This is a genomic window from Terriglobus sp. RCC_193 (assembly GCF_041355105.1).
In the GTDB taxonomy this organism is placed as follows: domain Bacteria; phylum Acidobacteriota; class Terriglobia; order Terriglobales; family Acidobacteriaceae; genus Terriglobus.
Genome location: NZ_JBFUPK010000002.1, coordinates 1,588,144 through 1,612,133, shown reverse-complemented (window position 1 = coordinate 1,612,133; position 23,990 = coordinate 1,588,144). Strand labels below are relative to the sequence as shown.

Here is a 23,990-nt window from a genome sequence, read left to right as displayed (position 1 = left end):
CCCTGTTAACGCGGGAGCGGTGTAGCAGCGAGCACATCCGCAATTACGCGATCCGCACTGAACCCTTCAAGCTCTGCTTCCGGTTTCAGAATGAGTCGATGACGCAAGACAGGTGCAGCTGCAGCCTTCACATCGTCAGGAAGAAGATAGTTACGGCCCTCGCGCGCGGCATAGGCTTTGGCAACCAGCAGCAGACTTGTCGCAGCACGGGGCGATGCACCAAGCGTCAACGCGGGCCATTCTCGTGTGCGACGTACAACAGCCAGAAGGTAATCAAACAACGCTGGCTCTACCTGCACCGCACGCACTTCTGCCCGCGCCGCTTCCAGCAATTGTGGCGCTACAGGCGTCAACGACACATCTTCCAAACGATGGCCTACCGGAATTGCATGATGACGCTCAAGGATGACGCGTTCGTCAGTTAATTCCGGATACGCAACACGAATTTTCAGCAGAAAGCGATCCAGCTGCGCCTCCGGTAGAGGATACGTACCTTCAAATTCAAGAGGATTCTGCGTTGCAAAAACAGTGAAATATAACGGCAAGGCATACGTCTGGCCATCCAGCGTTACCTGCCGCTCTTCCATGGACTCCAGTAGCGCTGCCTGCGTTCTTGGGGGCATGCGATTGATTTCGTCGGCCAGCAGAAACTCCGTAAATACTGGACCGCGATGCATCGCAAACTCACCCGTCTTTGGGGAGAAGACATTCGTTCCAAGAATGTCCGCGGGCATGATGTCCGGCGTTCCCTGTACACGATGAAAATCCAATCCAAGGAAACGAGCCAATGTCTTCACCGCAAGTGTTTTGGCCACACCTGGAACACCTTCGATAAGTGCGTGTCCGCTACAGAGTAACGTCAGAAGAGACTGCTCAATCAACTCCTGCTGCCCGGCAAGAACGCGGCCAAGCTCTTCGCGACCGCTCTGGAACAATTCAAGGGAATGGCTCGTGGTGTTCACTTCATCTCCTGTACAAGCGGTTGAGACTGCGATGTTTTCATCATGCGCTGCAGTCGTTCAATTTCTGCGTCCACGGCCCGCACAAGCGCAAGTGCATCCCGTGGCCTCAGGCTTTCATAACGCGCGGCCAGCAGACGATCCAGGACTGTGGCCAACGATTCTTGAGTTTCTCCGAACCGCTGCGAGATAAAGTCTGCAATTCTCTGGTTGGAATCGGTCATATCAGCCGGGAGACCACAAACAGACATCAGAAAGCTGATAAGTCTCCGGTGAGCTCCGTCTGTGGCCGGCTTGGATACACCTGCACGTTCATACAATGCGCCCATGCTCTCTACAAATTCCAGAGGCGATGTGCGCGGCACCAGAAGCGGTTCACGTATCGGTCCGCTGCGGCGCGTATAGGTGAACATCAGCAACAAAAGTACAAGCAATGCCTGCACGATGAGCGAGCGCAATGGCAAACCATGCAGGTAATCCGAGGGCGACGCCTGCTCGCCGTGATAAAACTCATCGAAGATCACAGCACGACGCCCCTCACCCGATGCAGGCCCCATCGCAAGCAGTAACAGATGCAATGACTGATCCTGCTTCAACCCGCGATTGCTAAACGGCTCCGACGAGGCGAGGTAGATCATCACACCTCCGTGCGGATACTCCCGATGCACAAGCACGGCATCCGCGCCGCATCGTGCATCCACACGGACCAGCGGATCCAGTGCATTCCACGGGGCGATGTCATACAGTGAAAAGCTTCCCACCTGCGCCAACGCACTATTTCCTTCCGGCGATGCATTACACAGATCTCCTACGAATTGCGTGGGCTTTCCAGTGCGACCACCGGGAAGAAACAGCGCGCCGCGCGATCCGGTTGCGATAACACGGCCACCACGGCGGAGGAAGCGTTCCACCGCATCGTAGTCGCGTTTCTGAGCGTCCTCCGCAGGCGTGTTCGGTGCAGCCAGCACATATGTTGTGTGGGCAGCATCTGCTTGATCCAGCACCAATGCAGATGAATCGGATCGGCTTACGTTATAACCGAGACGTTGCAGCAGAAGATACGCACCCTTCCAGCCGGCCGCGCCGGGATTGTACGTGGTGGGCATTCTGTCGTCGTCGCTGGTTGCAGGAGCGAAGACGGCAGTCAGAGTCACAAGGAGCACCATGCCCCCGAGCACCCACAACACGGCACGACGGTCTGCGTTCTGCGACGTCATGTTGTCGCTCCTGTCACAACGCCCTGCACACGGCGATAGTTCTGCAGTGCCGCTTCATAGTCTTCCTGCGCAACGTTGGCAAAGCCATACCAGATGCGCTCGAAAGCAGCAGTCTGCGCCACCAGCGGCTCACGCAACTGCGGAGAAACCACCAGCAGTTGCAGTGCTTCTCTTGGCGTGCGTGTCTCGCTGCGACGCAATGTACGACGCTCTTCCAACAAAACAATGCTTGCCCAATAAAGACAACGAACAGCGTCGCGCCATTCTCCATTCGAAGCGTGTATCTGTGCCAGTTCTAACCATGCCCGCGATGCTTCAATCGCTTCGCGCTTTGCCACATCACCAGTCAATTTTCCAAGCGCAGTACGTTGTCGATCCAGAGTGCGATAGACCCAAAGAACAAGCAACGTGATCGCCGCAAGCAACGATCCCCATTCCAGAGTTTTTCCAAACCATGGAGCGATCCGGCCAAGCGAAGCCGCACCGCCAAAGATACGCGCCAGTTTCTCTGACAGCCATGCGCTGACACGTTCCCGCCAGGAGTATTCGTGCACCACCTGAAACTCTTTCAGGGTAAGCACACGATCACGTTGCAGACGATCTTCCTGCCGCAATGATGAAGCGAACTGAGGATGATTCAGCTCTTCTTCCTGCTCACTTAACCTTTGTTCCGCTTGTGCAAGCAGTTCCGTACGGGAACGATGCATTGCGGGATCTCGATCATCCAGCACTGCCCGCAGCCATCCGTAACGCACCGCATAGGACTGCCCTTGCAAAGGATGGACACGATCATCATTGCCCACGCTCTCAGGATCACAGGCAGTTACCACACGACCGCAATCTGCGACCAGGATACGTAGCTGGTCCAGATGATGCCGATATTCTTCAACAGAAACGTCCTGTAGTGAAGGCAGTCCTTGTGGCGGCGTCAACGCGGGTACCTGCGCTTGCGCACGCATGCACGACACGACGAGCACCATCACCAAAATCAATCGACGCACGCCTTGCGAGAAGATCATCGTCCGCAATCAGGCTTCGGCGCGTTCTGCAACGGAACGCTGCAGCAACAGTTCAATGTCATAACCCTCGCGACGCACACGCTCGTCCGTATAGAACATAGCCATTGCGATGGAAGCCACAGGAGAAACCAAAGCGGTGGCAATGAAGGCAATCAGTAAGTCAGTTGCAAGAAGCAAAACACGTTGCGCGCCGTGCATGGTCTGCGCCAGAAAAACGAATGGCAATTGCAGACCACCAGCCACCATGTGCAGAACGTACACGAGCAAAAGCGCCAGGAAGATGCGGCCTTTCCGTCCTGCCACCAGAGCGCGCGAGCGCCGCAGTGATGCATTAACGCCAAGATCCTCCATCACACCAGCGGTCGGGGCCAGTGCTAAACGTAGATAGTTCAATACACCAAAGACAAGGCCGGTCATGAGTAGCAGCCACCCCAACAACACAAGTCCGACAAAAGCTACGGGGTGCGCGTTTACTCCGCCCGGCAGCAGCAGCGCAATCACCATCATCAGCACGCCGCCCGCAATAGGCCACATAACACTCCATATCTGGCGCAGCGCAATGCCAGTCCAGCGGAGCCACCGACCTCGGATTACACGATAAGCTTCTACTGCAGTCGGAAGCGTGCCCAGCGACAACTGCTGGACAGCCCGCACCGTAGCAGCCTGCGCTACTCCATAAGCCACGAAGAAGAGCAACAGCGCAGGTAGAAATGCGACCTGCATCAGAGCCATGGCGCCCATCGCCTGTGAGGCTGCGTTAGGATTCCCCGCAGTTGGTCCCGGGAACTGCGTGAAGCTCTTCAGAAACATCAGCCGCAGCGCGGTGCTCAACGCGACAACCGTTGCGGGCAAGGTGCCGATGCCGACGAACAGCCAGAAGTGTCTGCGGTACAGGGCAAGGGTGCGGTCAAGGATCTCACCAGTGGAAAGAGGCCGCAGCATGGGCGGCTGTACAGGTGAAGGCGCGATGCTCTGTTGCATCGCAGGCGCTCCATAACTCGACGGCAAGAATCCCTGATAACCAGGCTGCGTTTCCATCGTCGCTCTCTTTCTTAGTGTGAAACAGATGATAACCACTGCTGCAGACCCGGCTGCTGCTGGCCGCGGAACCGAACACAACTGTCCATGCTGTTCAACGCGTCACGTAAAGCACGGTCTGAGGATTCCACTTTATGCGAAGCAAAGAACTGTTGCACATCCGCACGCTCTTCCTGCGAGCAGAATGCACCGGTTGCAGACACCAGGCGGTTGCCACTGCTGGTGGTCAACTGTGCGTGAATCGCATCCCAATGCTCTTTGATATAGGTCCACGTCTGCTGACGCGTCTTGCGTGATTGCAGCAGGATCTGAAGCAGTATCCAACTATCCTGATTGCGGACCTTGCCTGCAGCTACATCATCCAGAGTGCGTTTCACCAACGCAGGGTCTTCAAACGATGCCAGAAGATAAAGCGCCTGCGTCTGCCGGTTGGGATCGATGCTGGTCTGTGCCACTTGCTGCATGCGGTCATACAACGCAGCATCACCGTGCTGCGCGGCAATGGCCAGTGCCGATTGCGCAAGCTCAGGGTCTACCTTGCTGTCGCCGCTGAGGTATGCGTTCGCAATGGTATTTGCCTGAGCCAGCACAGCGGGATCTTGAGCGCCACCGAGCAGACTGAACAGTGTTACGCGGCGTTGCTCCGCTCCCACGGACTCCGATGAGGATGCTTCTCCCAGCGAGTGATAGACCGGGCCAAACTCATTCCGCACCCATGCTTGAATCTGCACCGACTGTTGATCGGTGGCGACGCGGCTGCGTAGGGAACCCAGCCCACTCACACTCTGCTGCAACACCTGCGCACTTGGGTCCGCACGCAGTGCCTCCACCAGTTGCATATATTCGCCAACCGAGCCTTGGCCGGAACGAAGCAGGGCGTAACGATCACCCACCAGCAGGATGCGTTCCGGTGCGGTGTAAGAAGGTGCATGTTGCAACACGGACTGCAAGGTAGCTGCGTCGTAGTTACTGCGGTAGTAGCCTCTGGCATCTGCATTCCGCAGGCCTTCCGGCGCATTTGCGGTAATGTCAGAGTTACCGCGAATCACCTGGCATGTTCCCTTCGCCGGGCATACGGGAACGGACCACGATTGGATCGGCTTTGTCGCAGGAGGATTGAGGAAGAAGCGGCTCTGCTTCACCGCATAGCTTCCTTTACCATCCCCGGTAAAGGTCAGCAACGGTTCTCCCGGCTGTGCGACGAAGCTCTCCATCACTGCATCAACAGGTTTACTGCTGGCTCTGGTCTGTGCACCCCAGAAGTCTTCCGCCGTGGCGTTGCCAAACTTGTGCGCTTCCATGTAGCTGTGCACGCCGCGCTGGAAGGCACTCTCGCCAATGTAGTGTTCCACCATGCCAATGACAGCACCTGCCTTGCCATAGGCGATGCCGTCGAACTGCTCGTTGATCTCTTCCGGGGTGTCGGCCTTGCTGCGGATGGCGCGTGTTTGTGCGGCGGCATCCAGGTTCAGCGTGCTGTTGAGGGTTTGTGCTTCGTCCTCGAGCACGCCCCATGTGGGCTGCCACTCGTGCACTGCCTTCGTCTCCATCCATGTAGCGAAGCCCTCGTTCAACCACAGGTTGTCCCACCACTTCATGGTGACGAGGTCGCCGAACCACTGGTGCGCCATCTCGTGCGCCACCACAATCGCCACGTTCTTGCGGTCACTCAAGGAGGAGTTCTTCTCATCCACCAGCAATGCGGTTTCACGATAGGTGATGCAACCCCAGTTCTCCATCGCACCAGCCTCGAAGTCAGGGATGCCGATGAGGTCCAGTTTCGGCATGGCGTACTTCACGCCGAAGTATTGGTCGTAGTAATGCAGGAAGTGTTCCGCTGCCTTCACGGCGAAGGGTGTTAGTGCAACCTTGTCCGGCGTGGAACAGACGCGGATGGGAATGCCATCGGACTCGCCTTTGGAGCATGTCCAATCGCCTATCTGGAAGGCCAGAAGATACGTGGACATCTTCGGCGTGGTGGCGAAGGCCTGCGTGTGCATGCCGTTGTCTGCAGGCTTGTCACTGGTCATGTTGGTGTTGGCGATCACCGTATCGCCTTTGTCCACGGTCAAGGCCAGATCGAACGTTGCCTTCATCGCAGGCTCGTCGAAGCTGGGGAATGCGCGCCGCGCATCGGTGGCCTCAAACTGTGTCACCGCATAGTTGCGCTTCGCCGTCCTGGAGAGATAGAAGCCGCGCAGCTTGTCGTTCAGGATGCCCGTGAACTGGATAGACAGCGACACTTTGCCTGCAGGCAACGGCGAGGCGAAGGTGAATGTTGCCTGTTCCTTGTCCGTGTCGTAACTTACGGTTCCGGTTTTCCCCAGTTCCGGCTTCTGCGCGTCTGCAATGCGTTGGCGAACTACCTTCACACTGTTGATCTTCAGCTCGATGGCATTCAACGTAATGGATGTCTTCGGTGCATCCAGCACTAGATCAATCGTCTCTTCGCCCGTGAACGTTGCGGCCTTCAGATCAGGTGTGAGATGGAGCGCGTAATGCTCGGGATGAACGTCCGAGGGAAGGCGCTGCGCGGAAGCCGCGACTGCAACTGCAAAAACAAAAGGGAGAAAACGAAGACGCATGCGGACAGTGTATGCCTGAGTCCCCGGCATGGGTATCGGGGAATAGAGGTGTTACTGCAGCGCGTGCGGTGTCAACTGTGGCGACTCAGTTGTCGTCATCTCCACCTTCGCCGTCCTCCACCAGTTGGGAGGAGGTGCCGACTACGTTGTAGACAACCGGATCGCTGCCGTTGGGCTTCACCGTGACGCGCATAGGTTCGCGCTGCCATACGGCAGGAAGGCAGACGGGGCGAACACGTTCTGGTTGCGGCCACGGCGCGATGACCTTGGACAGCGCGGCCTTGTGTGCACCGATCTGCCATACTTCCGCGCTCAGCCCACTTGTCCTGGCTGTAGCGTGGATGCCGCAATATGCTGCGTAGTCGCGGTACCAGACCACGTCGCTGACGCTGGCATCGAAGTCCGGAAGATGCAGCGCTGTGACACGGCCGGAGATGCGATCGACCAGTATCCACGAGCCCGGCTGCCAGACCCAGCGGCCCGACTTCTCGCCAGGCAACGCATCGTTGATGTGCAGTACGCGGCGCGCTACGAAGCTGCGTTCTGTGATGTCGTGCGTGTCTCCTGTCACCCATTCACGAGTCTTGCCATCGACGATCAGCGGACGGATACGCAGGCTTGCAGCCTCGTCATCCTTCGCGTCGGTGGTCACGTCAGCGGCAATAAACGGCACACGACGAACGGCACCAAGCGCTACCGTATGAACCTTTGGCGCGGCAGCATGAGCAACCAGCAATGCCGCGCACGCAATAAGAGCTCCAATGACCCGGAAGAAACGCATACGCGGAGAGTAATGCTGCAGAAGCTATCGGGGCAAATACCAGAGATTTGCGCTCTTTGGCGTGGCGAAGGGATTTTCGCGTATCCAGGAAGGTTCCTCCCTAAATTGGGTAGAGTTTTCCGCTAGTTGGCAGAATCTACCGAGTAAACGGAGGCGTAAGATGCAGGCATAAGTTCTTGCGGAAACCGGCCTCAATGCCGCTTATCCGCCCGGATTTTCAAGCCGAAAGGAAACTCAAGAAGCTCATGTGGAAACCCAACACTCCCGGCTCCGGCGCTGCCACACCCTCCACCCCTGAACCCGTCCGTCCCAGCACCACTCCTGCTGTGTCGTCCTATGAACAGCAGCCCAGCACCCGCACCGCCAGTCCGCAGGCACCTGCCGCTACCGGCGAGCAGGCGACCATCGGCAAGAGCCTGATGATCAAGGGCGAGGTTACCGGCTCGGAATCGCTGTACATCGACGGCCGCATCGAAGGCACCATCAACCTGCCGGGCAACCGCGTCACCGTGGGCCGCAATGGTCAGGTGGCGGCGAACATCTCCGCCCGCGAGATCGTGGTCCTGGGCAAGGTTCGCGGCAACTGCCAGGCAAGCGACCGCATTGACATCCGCAGCGAAGGCTCGCTGACGGGCGACGTGATTGCAGCCCGCATCTCCATTGAAGATGGCGCGTTCTTCAAGGGCGGCATCGACATCCGCAAGCCCGGCGACCCGAAGGCTGCCGCTGCTGCCACCACGACTTCCGCTCCAGCCGAACAGGGCCAGCTTGTTGGCGCGGAATCGGCTTCGTAAGCGAATTACACCTCAAGGAAAAGACCCCGCTTTGGCGGGGTCTTTCCTTTTGCGGTGTAGAGGGCCCTCCCCTTGTTTTTCTAAAATCGTCTTTTCATTGGGGTTATGGTTTTAGTGGCTGTAAAATCCTCTGCCCATTGGGGTTAGGGGCAAAATCTTCTTTCTAAACGGGTTAGGGCCGCGCTTTGCGCGGCCCTTTTCTATTCTGTTTCTATTTTAGTGGTTTGGTGGAAATAGCATGCCAAGGTTATTTCTTTTTGTTTGTTGGGGTTGGGTGGTGTAGGGGGTTGACAGCACTTCGTTGCCGTTCTCGGGTACTTCGTACTGGTGCCAGCCATGATCGTTCCGTGGGCGCGCGTGGTTCGTTTTGGGTTTCCTGGTGCGTTGTAGAGGGTGTGTGGGAATGCAGGTCCTTCAGCTACGCTTCGCTTCGTTCAGGATGACGGTCTACGACCGTATGAGCTTCGCTGGATGACGGTGCTTTGAACGGAGGAGCTTTGCTGGGGAACGAACTTCATTCGTTGAGCTTCGCTTTTACGAAGCTGGTTTGGTTTTTGGCTGGAAGGCATCGGCGGCTTTGGCGCGATGAAGTGTGTTGGGATCCTTCGCTTTGTTCAGAATGACGGCCTTTGGCCGTATGAACTTCGCTGAATACTATGGTCTTTGAGCTAGGAGTTTCGCTTGACTCGTAGTTACTTGACCCGTAGTTACGTACGGGGCATATCGTTAGAAATCACGACATGGATACTTTGACGATTGGTCAGCTAGCCGAAAAATGCGGCCGAGGCACAGCGCGGGGCTTGTAGGAACGTGGGAGAAAGAGAACAACGCACGCATCGGCTTAGAGGCCTACTACACAGGCTCCCAACGCCTGGATGACAACCCGTACCGATCGTTTTCAAAGCCGTATGTACTCTTCGGCTTTCTTGTCGAGAAACACTTCGGTCGCTTCAAGGCTTATGTCAATGCCGAGAATCTCGGCAACGTTCGGCAAACGAAGTACGATCCGCTGCTTCGGCCCACACGCGGTGTCGATGGACGATGGACTACCGATGCGTGGGCGCCGCTTGATGGTCGCGTCTTTAATGGCGGCGTACGGGCGGCCTTCTGATCCCACTGAAGCGGACTCCTTTCCTCTCGGATTCTCGCGATGCCCCCGGGTAGCTTTGCAAGCCCGGGGCACTCGTTGTTGTGAGTTTCTGTTCGTTGAATATCCCTCCGTTTTGAACCCGGTTCTGTTGCCGTCGCCTTATGATGTGGGGATGCATCGCGTTCACCTGATTACGACTGGCGGCACCATTGAGAAGCGGTATGTGGAGCAGGCTGGCTCCATGGAAAATACGGAGCCGCAGATTCGCCGCTGTCTTTCACTGTTGCGGTTGCCGGATATTGAAATCACCGTGGAAGAGTTGATGAACAAGGACTCTTTGTTCATGACGGATGACGACCGCAGGCTGATTGCAGAGCGTGCGGTGGCAAAGGCGATGGAAGGCGTTCCTGTGCTGGTGACGCATGGCACCGATACTGTGGTTGAAACGGGCAGGGTGGTGGCCGATGCGCTGGCACACAATGCCGGTGCGGGGAATATTCCCGTCGTCTTTACCGGAGCGATGACGCCGTTTGGGATTGAAGGATCGGATGCGATTCAGAACCTGACGGAGGGCCTGCTGGCGACGCGGCTGTTGAATGATGGGGTGTTTCTGGTCTTTCATGGCGACGTGTTCCCGATCGGGAACGTGGCTAAAGATCGTGAAAACAGCCGCTTTCGGCATGTGTAGGCGGGAAATCCCCTCAGGGGCCTAAAGCCCCGTTCTTCGAGACGTTCTACGGCTGGGCTAAAGCCCTGCCCTGCCGAAAGCACTCGCACTTTGTGCGAATGGAGCGGCTTTGCCGCTCGGCCCACATCTCAGAGGCGAGATGTGGGGCATCCGGCTCAGAATGACGGCCCTTGACCGTATGAGTTTTGCTGGTTCGTGCTTCGCACGAATACCCAGGTTAGCTTCGCGAACCTGGGGCACCCGGTTCTGTGGCTGGAAGGCTCCGAACGGCATGGGCGATGCAAAGGTTCGTCGGGATTCTTCGCTTTGCTCAGAATGACGGGCTTTAGGGTTACGACACATTTTTCGGTGGGGGATGTTCCCGGGATATTCAGATTCCGCGTGGGGTGGGGCATACGGGCTTGGGAAAAGGCATTTAGACTGGATGCACGGCCGCGGGAGTGGCGAAATTGGCAGACGCACTAGACTTAGGATCTAGCGGAGCGATCCGTAGGGGTTCAAGTCCCCTCTCCCGCACCAAGAATCCTGTTTCACCAGAGAGATCATGAGCGACAACACACAGATCGAACCCACCCTTCGCGTGACCCAGAGCGACGACTACAACGACGTGTACGCCAACAGCGTACAGATCCGCATGAGCGTGTGGGATTTCCAGCTGGTCTTCGGCACCATGCAGTCCAACTCGCCTGAAGAGGTCACCTTCCTCACGAAGCAGGGCATCTTCCTTTCGCCGCAGCAGGCGAAGGCTCTGTTCAACATCCTGGGCCAGAACCTGGCGCAGTACGAAGGCACCTTCGGCGAAATCAAGCTGGAGCCGCTGGCACAGGGCGGACAGGTTCAGTAAGCCGCTTTCCCCTTTTCATTTCAGCAAGACCCACGGAGCGAAGAGCAAGTGACACGCAGGATCGACGCACAGGAACGCGCGCCGATCTCTGTCACGAGACTCTTCGCTCCTGTGTTTGCAGCGGTGACACTGCTGCATGTGACGCTGCTGCGCCTGCCCTACTTCTGGGATGAAGGCGGTTATTACATTCCGGCGGCTTGGGATTTTTTTCGTTTCGGTACGGTGATTCCTGTCACGACGGTGCGCAATGCGCATCCTCCGCTGCCGAGCGTTGTGATGGTGGCATGGTGGAAGACCTTCGGCTTTCACATTCTTTCGACACGTTTATTGATGTGTGTGGTCACGACATTCGCTTTGCTGGCTGTGTTCAAACTGGCACGGATGTTTGTGGGGCAGGCCGCAGCATTTGCCGTGCTGGTGCTTACGGCGATCTATCCGGTTTGGTTTGCGCAATCGACGCTGGCACATGCGGATATGTTTGCTGCCGCGTTTACGCTGTGGGCGCTTTGTTTTTATGCGGACCGGCCGGGATGGACCTTATCTGTTTCGCATGGCTCAGTGCAGCGCAATGCGGTGTGGGTTGCTGTGCTGTTTTCGCTGGCCTGCTTGGCAAAGGAAACAGCGATTGTGATTCCGGCTGCGCTGTTTTGTTTTGAGGTGATGCTGCTGGCGGATCGTCGGCCTGCGGTGATGGCACGCATCGCAGGTTCAGAGGATGCAGAGCAGTCTCATCGGTTGGATTGGCGATGGTTGCTGGCGCTTGTTGTTCCGGCGTTGGTGCTGGTGCTTTGGTACGTGTATCACCACTGGAAGACTGGCTTCACCTTCGGTAATCCTGAATATCTGCGCTACAACGCTACGGCGAACATGAGCGTGCATCGTGTGTTGCTTTCGATGCGGCATCGCTTTGTTCACCTGACGCTGCATATGAATCTTTACCTTCCGGTGCTGGCTGCGATTATGATTTTTCTGCTGCCTTCGCGGACGGGTAAGCCGATTCTGCCGCGGCCTGCACTGCGCATGATTACGGTGTTGCTAGTGGTGCAGTGGATTGCGTTTTCGGTACTTGGCGGCGCGTTGCTGACGCGCTATCTGCTGCCTGCGTATCCGCTGTTGTTGATGGTGTGCGTGGCCGCATGGCAGAGCCGGATGCGGCGGTGGCCGCTGATTGCTGCGTTAACGCTGGTTGCGTTTGCGATTGGGTGCGAGGTGAATCCGCCGTATCCGTTTGCGCCGGAAGATAACCTGGCGTATCGCGACATGATTGTGGTGCATCAGCACGCGATTGATTTTGTGACGAGCCGGTATCCGCAGGCGACGGTATTGACGGCGTGGCCGGTGCTGGCGGATTTGCAGCGGCCTGAGTTGGGTTATCTGAAGACGCCGGTGAAGACAGCCGCTACAGAAAACTTTTCGCGCGAAGAGTTGCGCAAGGCTACCGTGAATCCGTCTGCGTATGACGTGGTGATTGTGTTTTCCACAAAGTATGACCCGCCGATGGGTGGGCTGAATCTGGCGGGGCACAGCCGCAATGATGACAAGCGGTTCTACGACTATCATGCTGACCTGCTACCGGCAGAGGCTGCTGCGATGCTGCACGGGCAGGTGGTGTGGGAAGAGGATCGCAAGGGCGAATGGGCAGCAGTGATCACATTCCCACGTGGCTATGATGTGCGGTTGCTGTCTCCCTTTCGCGGCATGGCTTCGGGCCGCAAACTATAATCCTGCCTATGCGTCTGACCACCCTCAGCCGGACTGTACTTGTGGCCGTTACCGCCGTTGTTCCAGCCTTTGCGGCGCAGGCACAGGCACAGGAAGAAGCGGGCGGGCGCGTGGTGCTGGTGCTGCCGTTTGATAACCGCTCCGGGCAGGCGAATCTGGATTGGATTGGCGAGTCGTTTGCCAACACACTGAATGCACGGTTGCAGTCGGCTGGTTTTCTGACGATTTCGCGCGATGACCGCGTGTATGCGCTGGATCATCTTGGATTGCCGGAAGGATTTCGCCCCTCGCGCGCGACGACCATTCGCATTGCACAGACGCTGGATGCGCAGTTTGTGGTGGTGGGCAACTTCAATGTTGCGGATGGAAACGTTACCGCCAATGCGCAGGTGCTGGCGGTAAACAAGCTGGACATGACTGCACCGCTGCAGCAGAGTGCAGGGCTGCCGCGCCTGCTGGATGTGGAGAACAACCTGGCGTGGCTGGTAGCGCGCACCATGGACCCGAAGCTCAACGTGTCGCAGACAACGTTTGAAGCAGCATCGGCGGGGCTGAAGCTGGATGCGTATGAGAGCTACATCCGCGGGCTTACGGCTCCGACTGCGGATGAACGTCTGAATCGCCTGAAGACTGCGGTGCAGCTTGCGCCGAGCAACACGGAAGCGCTGCTGGCACTGGGCAAGATGCAATACACACGCGGCGATTATGCCGCAGCAGCAGCGACGCTGAGCACGGTGCCATCGAATGATCCACTGGCGCTGGAGGCGGGTTTTTATCGTGGGCTGGCGCAGTTTAACAATGCGAAGTATGCCGACGCAGAAGGCGCGTTTGCCACGGTAAGTACGAAGCTGCCGTTGCCGGAAGTGGTGAATAACCAGGCTGTGGCGATGGCTCGTCAGCACAAAGATGCCATCCCGCAACTGGCTCGGGCTTCGCAGGCCGATCCACAGGATGCGGATTATCACTTTAACCTGGCGGTGAGCTATCGACGCAAGGGCGATAACGTTCACGCCAAGGAACAGATTGATCAGGCCGTAAAACTGAAGCCGAACGATGCGGAGGCGAAGCAGCTACAGGCGGTGATGAACGGCACGCAGCAGGCCCCCGCAGGATTTGACCCGCAGGAACGCATACGCCGCACGTATTCCGAGGCGGCGTTCCGGCAGGCTGCATTCCAGCTCGACCAGATTCGCGCGGCACATCTTGCTTCGTTGCCCGCAGATCAGCAGGCGACCGCTTATACGCAGGCGGGACAGGATTATCTGAACCAGGGGCTGGTGCTGGAGGCGGAACGCGAGTTCCAGTCGGCGCTGCAGGCCGATCCGAAATCGGCAGAAGCCCATGCCGGGCTGGCGATGGTGCGGGAACGTTCCGGCAACACCGATGACGCGCGCAAGGAAGCGCAGGCCAGTTTGAATGCGAAGCCGAATGCCGCCGCTTACCTGGTGTTGGCACGGCTGGACATCAGCGCGAACAACAACGCTGCCGCTGCGTCGGACGTGGCCAATGCGCTGCGGCTGGAACCGCAAAATGGTTCGGCACTGGCAATGAAGAACCTGCTGGCAGGACGCGGGGTGTCGCTTCCATGAGGCGATTCCGCTGTTGGCCTATTTCTCTTTTCCTGTTTCTGATGTGCTGGTGTGCGTCTTTGTACGCTGCACAGCCGACGAAGCCGACGCCTCCGCCACTGGTAGTGGGGATTGATTTTCATGACACGCTGCAACCGGCAAGCGCCGAAGTATTCGTGAATGCTGTGAGGCGTGCCAATCGGCTGCATGCCGCGGCCATTCTGGTGAACCTGAGTTCTCCGGGAGGGATGAGTGTTTCCGCGGATCGTATGACGGCAGCCATGCGGAGTTCGCAGACGCCGATTATTGTGTGGCTGGGTACTGGCGACAGCCGCGTCAGCGGAGAGGCGTTGCGATTGGTGGCAGAGGCGGATGTCGTGCTCATGAACAAGAGCAGCTTCCTGACTCCGCTGTGGACAGAGACACCCCGCAGACAGCGTCCCGTGGACCGATCGACCGGAAGCCAGCAGCTTACCGTGGCACTGGCGGATGCGCTGCGGAGGCACGGTCGCCGCCTGGATGCGGTGGACGAACTGAGCAGCGGCATTCACTGGTTCAACGCAGTCGATGCGCAACCGATGGGTCTGATTGACGGCACCGCAGAGAAACAGGCGGACGTGCTTCGTTTTCTGAGGGACACGGGATATCGCAAAAACGGCATTCACCAAAAGGTGGACCTGACGCACGCGCACGTGGAATATGACAGGCCTTCACCGCAGACAGACCTGCTGCTGGCGCTGATGAACCCGAACCTGTGTGTTCTGCTGCTGACGCTGGGTCTGCTGTTGATCTACCTGGAGATCAACACGCCGGGCGTCGTTGTTCCGGGGTCAGCCGGTGTGCTGTTGGTTCTGCTGGCGGTGTACTCGCTGACGCGGCTGCCTTTGACGGGCACCGGCGTGTCGCTGTGCGTTCTGGCGATTGCGCTGATGGTCCTGGAGGCGACGACCTCTCGACATGGCTGGTTCGCCACGGCAGGTGTTGTTTGCATGGTGCTGGGGTTGGGGTGGCTGGTGAATGGGCCACTGCCGGCACTACAGGTAAGCTGGGGCACCGCGATTGGCGCGGGCGTTGGGTTTGGCGGCGTGACGGCAGCACTGATGGTGCTGGGCCTGGAAGCTCGGCGCTCCAAGGTGCGGACCGGATCGGACGCCATGCTGGGGTGGCTGGCTATTGCGCAGACGCCGTTAGCTCCGGAAGGTCATATTCTGGTGCGCGGAGAGCTGTGGCGGGCACGCCTGACCTCAAAAGACAGCGCCGTGGCAGCGGGTGACCACGTAAAGGTGCTGCGTGCCGATGGCATGCTGCTGGAAGTAACGGCCGTCCCCCTGGCCTCCAGCCTGGAACAACCAGGAATCGGGAACGCCTGAGGTAATTCCGACGGTTCCGACTTCCGTCCTGCGGAACCCGGTCACATCCGGCTGGCTTCGCGTAAACTGAAAGCATCCGGTGAACATACGCCCGGCGAGGTTTTGCTGTCTAATGCCAAAGCGGTTTGCAACTCTCCTGATTGCCCTTTTGTCCCTTTCTCCCGTGCTATCGCATGCGCAGGACGCTCAACCCACCGCCACCCGCGCGAGCAAGTTCTTCTCGCACTTTGATCTTGGCATTTCCGGCATGGCCTTCTTTACAAAGGATGTCAACGGCACGATCACCAGCAACGCGCCCAATGTTCCCTACCCTCTGTCGCAAAGCGCAAGCTCCGCAGCCGGCGTGCTGGCAACGATTCGCGCGCAGAAGTCGGCTTATAAGGGTTTTGAATTCAACTATAGCTACGGCCGTGTGACGCAGAGCTATAGCTGCTGCAACCTGAACGCCAGCACAGGCGCTTACACCAGCCCGTTTGCCACACAGACCACCGCCAGCGAATACACCGTGGGCTACCTGGTTCGGCCTCCGCACCAGATTCTTGGCTTCCAGCCATTTGTCAGCGGCGGCGTGGGTGTCTATGCGTTTTCGCCGACGAAGTATGGTGGCCAGAGCCTGCAGCCGCAGGCACGCATGACGTACTACTACCATGTGGGCGGCGAAAAAATGATCTCGCAGAGTTTTGGCGTCCGCTTTGGCGTCCGCCAGCTTTTCTACAAGGCTCCGGACTTCGACCAGAACTATCTGCGCATCAAAAAGACCACCTTCACCACGCAACCTGAAGTGGGCTTCTTCGTACACTTCTAACTTCGATAGCGATTCTGCGAGGATCAATCGGCGATGAGTTCCCTGTTCGATACGGATGACGATATTTCTCTCCGCACCCGCCGTGGTGCGGAGAATCGCAGCCGTGAACGCTCCGTGGAAATGGCCGACCACTCGACCGCAGATCGCGAAGTGACGTTGAACACAGGGACTGTGCTGGCGCTGTTCTTTGCGCTGGCACTGATCTGCGCCGTCTTCTTCGGGTTTGGTTACTCAATGGGCCGCAAGTCCACGCAAGCGCCGGTGACCGCAGCGAACTCCGCGACGACGGATACCACTGCAGACGATACTGCTTCCCACAGTTCTGCTTCAGACAAGCCTGCCCCGGGATCGCCTGCGATTCAGCCGGTGCCGGGCTATATGTCGCAACAGGAAGCAAACGACGCCAACAGCAAGTCAACGCAGAGTGTTGCGGCAGTTCCTGCTCGTGCTGCTGTAACGCCTGCTGTTCCGGCTGCTACACGCACCACCGTTGCGGCGACTGCTGCTGCGCCCGCCCCCGTTGTACGGGCTACGCCTCCGCCAGCTCCGGTAGCAGCGACAGCTCCTGTAACAACGTCTGCTGTGGCTTCGGCTGGTGCTGTGTTTGTGCAGATTGCCGCCGTCTCGCACCAGGAAGATGCTGACGTGCTGAAGAGTGCGCTGGGACGTCGTGGATACAAGGTGGTGGAACGCAGCGATGCGAGCGATCGCCTGATCCATGTGCAGATTGGCCCGTTCACGGATCGCAAGTCTGCGGAAGCCACACGGCAGAAGCTGCTGTCAGACGGCTACAACGCATTCCTGAAATAGCGCGCTTCATGCGGTCCGTGCTGTTCTCGACGCGCTTCCGCGCGTGTTCCTGGTCGTGATGAGGGTCCTGGATTCCTGCTGCGTTAGCGACTCATTCCACGTATCGCTTATTCGGCTTCCAATGGCTGCATGGCATCCGGCAACGCGCTGATGATGCGTCGGCGTACCTCTGCCACCATTTCTGCGCGGTTGGGATAATCTGCTGGATCCACCGGCGGCAGAAATGTCACCTTCGCCACACCGGGATAGACCCTGGAGCTTCCCTTCCGCATCATGGATTCCGTGCCGGAAATAGCTACTGGAACGATGGGGGCTCCCGTGGATTGCGCGAGGTGGAATGGGCCTGCCTTGAATGCCTGCAGACGTCCCGTTTTCGAGCGCGTGCCTTCTGCAAAGATGAGCATGGATAGTCCGCCACGAATGACCTCTGCGGCGTAACGCGCGGTGCGCACCGCGGCTTCGCGGCCACCTTCGCGGTAGACGGGGACGTACTTTGCCATCTGCCATGCCCTGCCCAGCACAGGAATCCTTAGCAGCTCCGCCTTCAGCATGATGCTGGGTGTGCCAGGAATAAGCGGCACCATGATCGGTGGATCAAGGTTGGAGATGTGGTTGGGAACGAAGATGGCTGGGCGGTCCGGGATATTTTCACGGCCATGCTGCTCCACCTTGATTCCCGCTGCTCGGATGCCTGCTGCGGAGATCCATTTGCCCACGCGGTACATGGGCTGGATTTTCTTCGTGAGAAATGTCCAGGGGATAAGGACGAGGCCCGCCGGAATGCCAAGTCCGGCGAAGGTAATGACCATTTTGATTGCGGCCCACATGATTTATCGAGACCTCAGCGCCGCGGGCAGCTTGTTGTAAATATCACCGAAACCTCCGTTGGAGAGGATGGCGACAACATCACCGTTGTGCAGTGAGGCTGCCAGCTCCGTGGTGATAGCGTCGGCGTCGGGTAGCAAAGTGGCAGGCACACCCGCAATGTTCAATGCACCGACAACGGCTGCGGGATGTAGGCGTTCCTCCGCGGGGATACTGGCGGATTGATAGACCTCTGCAAGCACCACACGATCTGCCATGGCGAGGCTTTCGATGAGTTCGCGCTCGAAGACATTGCGACGCAGCGTGTTGGAACGTGGTTCAAGAACAGCGATAAGACGGCGACCAGGATACGATCCGCGCAGCGCACGCAGCGTTTCGCGGATAGCCGTGGGGTGGTGCGCGAAGTCGTCGATGATGGTGATGCCGTCAACCTCTGCGCGTACTTCCAGGCGGCGCTTTACGCTGCGGAAGGTTTTCAGCGCTTCGACGATGGCAGCCGCCGGAACGCCCTCTCCTGCTGCGAGTGCGGCGGCAGCGGATGCGTTCAGTGCGTTGTGCTCGCCCGCCATGGGGAGTTCAAGATCCGCGAAGTGTTCGCCCCGTCGCAGGAGCGTCCAGCGCGATATGGCACCCGCTTCGAAATTCGTTAGTTTCCAGAACGAACCTTCTTTAAAGCCATAGCGCCCCACTTGGCAGAAGGCTTTGGCGATGCACTCCGTTACGTTTTCACTCGCATCGAATGCGATCAGGCGACCACGGCGCGGGATGAGATTCACGAGGCGCTTGAATGCTGTTTTCACCGCGGCGAGATCAGCGTAGATGTCTGCGTGATCGAATTCCACATGCGTGAGAATGGCCGCGGAGGGGAAGTAATGCAGGAACTTCGGCCCCTTGTCGAAGAAGGCGGTGTCGTATTCATCGCCTTCGAGGATAAAGGGCGACGACTCCCGCACAGCGAAGCTGGTGCCGAAGTTTTCTGCAACACCACCGATCAGGAACGACGGCGTGAACTGCGGGTTCTGCTTTGCTGCAGTCTCGTAGATCCACGCGAGCATACTGGTCGTTGTTGTTTTGCCGTGCGTTCCGGTAACGACAAGTGGTTCTCGGTTGCGCAGGAATTCATCGTGGATAAGCGCGGCCATGCTGGTGAAGGGCAAGCGGCGATCGAGCACGGCCTCAAGCTCCACGTTGCCACGCGAGATGGCGTTGCCGATGACGACGAGGTCTGGCGCGGGATCGAGATGCGCTTCGTTATAAGGCTGCATGGGCGTGATACCCATAGCCAGTAACTGATCGCTCATGGGCGGATAGGCCGCTGCATCCGAGCCGGTGATCCGGTGCCCCTGCGCCTGCAACATGCCCGCGAGCGATGCCATCGCCGTGCCGCAAATGCCGATGAGATGGATGTGTTTCGTTCCGTGCATGACTTACTTACTCTACCGCCGCTTCCAGTATCTGCAACTCTGCCGCATTGGCGCATGTGAGGCGCGCCTTCACGCCCAGCGGCAGCGTTACGTTTGGCATATTCACGTGGCCACATTGAAGGCCGATGGCGATGGGCCCGCTCCAGTTGCGCAGATTGTGCAGTAATGCTTTTTCAATTAGCGCGGCTTCTCCTGCATCCTCCGCGCACTGTGCCATGTTTCCAAAGACGATACCCTTTACGCGATCGAGCAGACCGGCGTATTGCAAATGCAGCATCATGCGATCCCACTGATAGGGGTGGGTGCCGACTTCTTCCACGAAGAGGATGATGTCGCCCGCAGGCATCTGCATGGCCCACGGTGTTCCCAGTGATTCTGTCAGCAGTGCGAGGCATCCGCCGTAGAGTGTGCCTTCTACTGTGTTGCCACTGCGCAGGACACGCATACCCTGCTTTGCATCCACTTCCCATGATTCTGCTTGTTCCAGTGCGTGACGCCACGAGTGCAGATCAACGCCGTCTGCAAGGACATCACCGCGTGCGAAATCCGGCGAGATCATGGGGCCGTAAAACGTGTGCAGGCCGCATGTCTGCGCGAACCACAGGTGCAGTGTCGTGTGATCGCTGAAGCCGATGAAGGGTTTGGGATTTGCTTTGATTAAGTCTGCATCGAGATGCGGCAGAAGCTCTGCTGTGCCCCAGCCGCCGCGCGTGCAGAGGATGGCGTCGATGGAGGGATCGCGAAAGGCATCGTGAAGGTCTTTCACTCGTGCGGCCACGTCGCCTGCGTAATAGAGCGGCCCGGATGCAAGTGCGGATGGAAACAGCACTGGCTGGTAGCCAAGAGACGCAAAGCGCTCCATGCCGCGACGTACCAATGCTTCTTTCGGAGTGCTGGCCGGCGACACGATGGCAACGCGTGCGCCGGGCTTCAATCTTGCAGGGCGAATCACGCTTCTATCCCCTGCAGGCTGACCTCACCTTTGCAGACAATCTGCGCAGGCCCGGTGAGCATTAGCTGTTCGCCTTCATTCCACACCACACGCTGTGCGCCGCCGAGCGACGATGCTTCGAGTGTGCGGTTGCAGCCGCGCAACACGATGCTTGCTGCGGAGGATGCGGAGGTTCCTGTGCCGGAGGACTGTGTGGGGCCGACGCCGCGTTCATAAATGCGGAAGGCAATTTCATTGGGGGCGATGACGCGCACAAACTCTACGTTTGTTCCTTTGGGAAAGTCGGGGTGCGTGCAGACGCGCGCGCCGAGGTCTTCCCATGCGAGGCCGTGTGATGCGAAGGCTTCGTCGTTGGTGAAGATGACGAAGTGGGGATTGCCTACGTCGACCACTGCACCGGCTACGTCACCAACACCTTCGACGCGAACGATGCGTTCTTCGACTTTGGGAATGCCCATCGACGTTTCAATGAGGAAGTGTTCTTCGTTGCACTCGATGACGCGGCAGATTTTTTCACCGCCGGGTGTGCCCATCTTTGTTTCGCGGAGACCTTCGCTGTAGCCGAGCCATGCGGCTACGCAGCGGGTGCCGTTGCCGGACAGCTCTGCTTCCGAGCCGTCTGCGTTGAAGAGGCGCAGGAAGAACGAGCCATCAGATTTGCGTGCGAGGAACTCCACGCCGTCTGCGCCCACGCTGTAATTGCGTGAGCACAGCAGGCGCGCCATCTGCGCATGTTTGCCGCTGGCAAGCGTCTCTTCGACGATCAGGAAATCATTGCCGCACGCATGCGCTTTCACAAACGGAATCACTGAACGCCTCCCTGATACACATCGCTGCGGTAGAAACGCGCGCAGCCCTGACCACTGTTGCAGACCACTTCAATTTCGGTGAGACCTTCAGGGTGGGCTGCGACTGCTTTCGCGACTGGATCACCGTCGATGGCGACGATGATCCTGGCGTACTTTGCAGGTGCTGCAGCTGCCTTGTTGAATGTCTCGGAATCCAACGGACTGATGAGACGCTTGAGCGGGATGCCTGCGTCCTGAATCGCGCCGATGTGGTCGTTGGTGTTGAACATGATGGTGTCGCCTGGGCCGATGCGCAGCATCTCCTGCGCAAGCGTTTTCTCAAACGGGATGCGTGTGGATGCGTTGACCATGCCTTCCTGAAAGACCAGCGGAGGTGCGCTGAGCCACTTGGGAATTTTTGCGTCTTCTCCGCGGACCTTCTGCAGCAAATTGCCGAAGCTGCCCATCATCGCGATGATGTTGAAGAGGATAGCGACGAGCACGAGGAAGAAAAAGATATCGCCCTTCTTCTTGCTTTGTGTACTGAGTTTGCGCTCCACCGCAGCGCATGCAATGGCGGTGAAGATGGCAAAGACGGGCAGAAGCTCCATGCCGTAGCGCGAGTTGTAATACGAACCCGGATACAACTGCGGGACGAAGAGCGGAACGCTGCCCCATGCGATGGAGTAGATGTAAAACGGCAGCGGCACCCACAGCAGAAGCACCACACGCGAGAGGCGCTGCTTCCACGCGAGATACGAACCAATGATGGCCGCAGCCAGCACGCCGAAGCCAAGCTCATACGCCACTGCATCAACCTGTGCGGCACGCGTGTAATAAAGGAATGCCCAGCCGGGGTTGTACATGCCGCGGCGCGGCTTCGATCCAGGTGGCGTGGTCTTGGCTTCAATTGCTTTTGCGGAATACGGGCCGCGCATGAAGTCGAGCCAGTCGCCCTGATACTTTGCGTTGTACCAGAGCCACAGGATGGGGCCCGCGATGGTGATGAGCGTCATTACGACGAACGAAGTCTGCGTGGCTTTGCGCGTTGTTTCGCCGGAACGCCACCATGCCACTGCAAGTACAAGCCAGATGATCGCGCCGAGGATCCATCCGTCGTAGCGTGTCATGACCATGGCAAACGTGAGCAGACCACTGATGAAGAAACGCCACTTTACAGTGCGAATCTTTGCGGTCTGCAATGCTTCCACTGCGTCATACGCGACGACGATGGACCACACCATAAGCGCGAGAAACAAAGGCTCCGTCATGGCAGTGGTGGCGAGATACATCAGGTTCGGATTGAGCGCGAAGAAAGCTGTCGCAGCGAATGCCCAGGGCGGAGGAACCAGTTTGCGTGCCAGTGCATAGCAGCCGGTGTTGGCAAAGACGTATGCCACAAGCGAAGGCCACGCTCCTGCAACGCCGTTCTGCCACCAGTCCATACGCTGCACAAACGGCAGCATGAGCAGATGCGGCAGAGGCAGCCACACACCGCCGAGTTGCGCAATGCCGGGATAGCGCGCGTCGAGGATGCGACGTGCGATGCCGAGGTGAGCAACGGCGTCGCCGTACAGCAGCATCCATCCGCGCGAGGCAACCACCATCAACGCGAGGAAGCCGAGCACGACAGAAGCAAGCGCAATGGGTCGTAACTCATCGCGCGTTGCCGGGTAGATGGCGTTGGGATCGTAGGGGCGACGAGGCACGACAGCCTTCCGCACAACAGTGCGAGGGGAACGCAGTGGCTGGCCCGGAATGGATTTACGCGGCATCGAGATCCAGGTGCGAGATTTCGCGGAACAGTTTAAAGCGTTCTTCAATCTCTTCGCGCGTGAGTTCCTGTACGCGTTCCGAGCCAAACTTCTCCACAGCGAACGAACCCATCACGCCGCCGTAAAACAGTGCTGTGCGGAAGACGCGAGGTGTGAGTTCCGGCTGCGATGCGATGTAACCGAAGAAGCCTCCAGCGAACATATCGCCTGCGCCGGTGGGGTCAATCACTTCTTCCATCGGCAATGCGGGCGCGCGGAAGGGAATGGTGTTCATTGCACCGGCGAAAGAGCGGTCGCAGAAGAAAGCGGTTGCGCCGTATTCGCCGTGCTTGATGACGAGCGACTTAGGGCCCATCTCCATGACCTTTTTCGCGGCGGTGACGAGGTTGTGTTCGCCAGTGAGCAGGCGCGCTTCGCCGTCGTTGATGACGAGAACGTCAAGCTCCGCGATGGTCTTGAGCAGGTTCGCTTTGTGGTCGGCGATCCAGTAATTCATGGTGTCGCCTGCGACGAGCTTGGCATTGGGAAACTGCTGACGCACGCGCAGTTGCAGCGTGGGTTCGATGTTGGCGAGGAAGAGATAGTCCGAGGACTTGTAGCTCTCTGGCACCTTGGGATCGAAGCTGCCGAAGACATTCAACTCTGTGTTGAGCGTGATGGCTTCGCTCATGGCATCTTTGTACTCGCCGGTCCAATGGAAGGAGAGACCGTCGGCGTGTTCGATGCCGGTGGTGTCGATGTCACGGCTGGTCATCGTGGCTTCATGCTCTGGTGTAAAGTCGTTACCGACCACGCCAATGACGCGGACGCCTGTGAAGAAACGCGCAGATTGCGCGAAGTGGTATGCAGCGCCACCCTGAATCTTGTCGCGATGCGACTTGGGGGTTGTGAGTGTATCGAATGCGACGCTACCGACTACGACGATGGACATTCTTT

General features: G+C 58.2%; 21 protein-coding genes and 1 tRNA gene. 10 read left to right on the top strand and 12 right to left on the bottom strand.

Annotated elements, in window-relative coordinates:
• Positions 1-5: 5 nt before the first annotated feature.
• The 6 genes from AB6729_RS15545 to AB6729_RS15520 form a co-directional block, all read right to left on the bottom strand.
• Entirely contained in the window at positions 6-962 is a 957-nt protein-coding gene (locus AB6729_RS15545; protein WP_371082542.1) for an AAA family ATPase, read from the bottom strand.
• A complete protein-coding gene (locus AB6729_RS15540; protein ID WP_371082541.1) occupies positions 959-2,176 on the bottom strand; it encodes a DUF4350 domain-containing protein in 1,218 nt (405 codons plus the stop codon). The genes AB6729_RS15545 and AB6729_RS15540 overlap by 4 nt, the downstream gene beginning before the upstream one ends.
• Positions 2,173-3,195: a DUF4129 domain-containing protein gene (locus AB6729_RS15535; protein ID WP_371082540.1), complete on the bottom strand. Its 1,023-nt coding sequence runs from the start codon at positions 3,193-3,195 to the stop codon at positions 2,173-2,175. Before AB6729_RS15535 ends, AB6729_RS15540 begins: the two co-directional genes overlap by 4 nt.
• A 9-nt stretch (positions 3,196-3,204) precedes the next feature.
• Positions 3,205-4,233 (bottom strand): hypothetical protein, encoded by a 1,029-nt coding sequence (locus AB6729_RS15530; RefSeq protein WP_371082539.1) that lies wholly within the window; start codon positions 4,231-4,233, stop codon positions 3,205-3,207.
• Positions 4,234-4,247: 14 nt separating this feature from the next.
• A complete protein-coding gene (locus AB6729_RS15525; RefSeq protein WP_371082538.1) occupies positions 4,248-6,818 on the bottom strand; it encodes a M1 family metallopeptidase in 2,571 nt (856 codons plus the stop codon).
• An 85-nt stretch (positions 6,819-6,903) separates the two neighbouring features.
• Positions 6,904-7,599: a hypothetical protein gene (locus AB6729_RS15520; protein WP_371082537.1), complete on the bottom strand. Its 696-nt coding sequence runs from the start codon at positions 7,597-7,599 to the stop codon at positions 6,904-6,906.
• A 245-nt stretch (positions 7,600-7,844) separates the two neighbouring features.
• On the opposite strand from AB6729_RS15520, the gene AB6729_RS15515 reads away from it, so the two are divergent.
• From AB6729_RS15515 to AB6729_RS15470, 10 genes are all read left to right on the top strand, one after another.
• On the top strand, positions 7,845-8,393 hold the full coding sequence (locus AB6729_RS15515) for a polymer-forming cytoskeletal protein (RefSeq protein ID WP_371082536.1): 549 nt from the start codon (positions 7,845-7,847) through the stop codon (positions 8,391-8,393).
• A 775-nt stretch (positions 8,394-9,168) separates the two neighbouring features.
• Positions 9,169-9,504 carry a hypothetical protein gene (locus tag AB6729_RS15510; RefSeq protein ID WP_371082535.1) on the top strand — a complete coding sequence of 112 codons (336 nt, stop codon included), beginning with the start codon at positions 9,169-9,171 and terminating at the stop codon, positions 9,502-9,504.
• 112 nt (positions 9,505-9,616) lie between these two features.
• Complete coding sequence (locus tag AB6729_RS15505) at positions 9,617-10,171, top strand: asparaginase domain-containing protein (RefSeq protein ID WP_371082534.1); 555 nt, start codon at positions 9,617-9,619, stop codon at positions 10,169-10,171.
• A 434-nt stretch (positions 10,172-10,605) separates the two neighbouring features.
• Positions 10,606-10,690: transfer RNA gene (locus AB6729_RS15500), tRNA-Leu, on the top strand.
• 25 nt (positions 10,691-10,715) lie between these two features.
• Positions 10,716-11,015 (top strand): DUF3467 domain-containing protein, encoded by a 300-nt coding sequence (locus tag AB6729_RS15495; RefSeq protein WP_371082533.1) that lies wholly within the window; start codon positions 10,716-10,718, stop codon positions 11,013-11,015.
• A gap of 48 nt (positions 11,016-11,063) precedes the next feature.
• Positions 11,064-12,737 (top strand): ArnT family glycosyltransferase, encoded by a 1,674-nt coding sequence (locus AB6729_RS15490; RefSeq protein ID WP_371082532.1) that lies wholly within the window; start codon positions 11,064-11,066, stop codon positions 12,735-12,737.
• Positions 12,738-12,745: 8 nt separating this feature from the next.
• Positions 12,746-14,326, top strand: coding sequence for a tetratricopeptide repeat protein (locus tag AB6729_RS15485; RefSeq protein ID WP_371082531.1), 1,581 nt, complete (start codon positions 12,746-12,748; stop codon positions 14,324-14,326).
• A 59-nt stretch (positions 14,327-14,385) separates the two neighbouring features.
• Positions 14,386-15,675, top strand: a complete 1,290-nt coding sequence (locus AB6729_RS15480; protein WP_371082530.1) for a nodulation protein NfeD — start codon at positions 14,386-14,388, stop codon at positions 15,673-15,675.
• A gap of 148 nt (positions 15,676-15,823) precedes the next feature.
• Positions 15,824-16,480 carry a hypothetical protein gene (locus AB6729_RS15475; protein WP_371082529.1) on the top strand — a complete coding sequence of 219 codons (657 nt, stop codon included), beginning with the start codon at positions 15,824-15,826 and terminating at the stop codon, positions 16,478-16,480.
• Between the two features lie 33 nt (positions 16,481-16,513).
• On the top strand, positions 16,514-17,290 hold the full coding sequence (locus tag AB6729_RS15470; protein ID WP_371082528.1) for an SPOR domain-containing protein: 777 nt from the start codon (positions 16,514-16,516) through the stop codon (positions 17,288-17,290).
• Positions 17,291-17,397: 107 nt separating this feature from the next.
• Here the strand turns inward: AB6729_RS15470 and AB6729_RS15465 are convergent, their stop codons facing one another.
• The 6 genes from AB6729_RS15465 to AB6729_RS15440 are packed head-to-tail and all read right to left on the bottom strand — an operon-like array spanning position 17,398 to position 23,985.
• A complete protein-coding gene (locus tag AB6729_RS15465; protein ID WP_371082527.1) occupies positions 17,398-18,117 on the bottom strand; it encodes a lysophospholipid acyltransferase family protein in 720 nt (239 codons plus the stop codon).
• Between the two features lie 3 nt (positions 18,118-18,120).
• Entirely contained in the window at positions 18,121-19,539 is a 1,419-nt protein-coding gene (mpl, locus tag AB6729_RS15460) for a UDP-N-acetylmuramate:L-alanyl-gamma-D-glutamyl-meso-diaminopimelate ligase (protein ID WP_371082526.1), read from the bottom strand.
• Between the two features lie 7 nt (positions 19,540-19,546).
• Positions 19,547-20,491, bottom strand: coding sequence for an LD-carboxypeptidase (locus AB6729_RS15455; RefSeq protein ID WP_371082525.1), 945 nt, complete (start codon positions 20,489-20,491; stop codon positions 19,547-19,549).
• The gene (dapF, locus tag AB6729_RS15450; RefSeq protein WP_371082524.1) at positions 20,488-21,300 is read right to left on the bottom strand and encodes a diaminopimelate epimerase; all 813 of its coding nucleotides are present in this window, start codon (positions 21,298-21,300) and stop codon (positions 20,488-20,490) included. Before dapF ends, AB6729_RS15455 begins: the two co-directional genes overlap by 4 nt.
• Complete coding sequence (locus AB6729_RS15445; protein ID WP_371082523.1) at positions 21,297-22,988, bottom strand: hypothetical protein; 1,692 nt, start codon at positions 22,986-22,988, stop codon at positions 21,297-21,299. The genes dapF and AB6729_RS15445 overlap by 4 nt, the downstream gene beginning before the upstream one ends.
• A gap of 55 nt (positions 22,989-23,043) precedes the next feature.
• Entirely contained in the window at positions 23,044-23,985 is a 942-nt protein-coding gene (locus tag AB6729_RS15440) for a PfkB family carbohydrate kinase (RefSeq protein ID WP_371082522.1), read from the bottom strand.
• Positions 23,986-23,990: the final 5 nt, after the last annotated feature.